The following is a 312-nucleotide window of genomic DNA, read 5'->3' as shown; positions in this document are numbered from 1 at the left end:
AAGCGGATACGTTCGGACGGATAATCCGCATCTAACGGTACATATGCCCCGCCGGCTTTCCATACTGCCAATACGCCAACCAGCATATCCACCGAGCGCTCACTTAAAATACCGACAATGGATTCACGTCCAATACCCTCATTCCGCAATCTACGAGCAAGTTGGTTCCCACGCTCGTTCAGCTCATGGTATGTAAGCTGCCGCTCCTCGTATACAACTGCCACGTGATCCGGTACAAGCTGCGCTTGTTCTTCCACATAGGCGTGGAACAACCCTTCTGATTGCTTTTCATCACTCCATGCAGATACGCCT

General features: G+C 51.3%; 1 protein-coding gene. It reads right to left on the bottom strand.

Going from position 1 to position 312, the window contains the following annotated elements:
* Positions 1–312: AMP-binding protein (locus tag ACL9RM_RS26640; protein ID WP_414126720.1), on the bottom strand; the 312-nt coding region annotated here is incomplete at both ends.

Source organism: Paenibacillus sp. S29, from assembly GCF_049319765.1.
Taxonomy (GTDB): Bacteria; Bacillota; Bacilli; order Paenibacillales; family Paenibacillaceae; genus Paenibacillus; species Paenibacillus polymyxa_B.
Note: the sequence above shows the minus strand (reverse complement) of the source record. Positions and strands in the feature narration are given on the sequence as shown.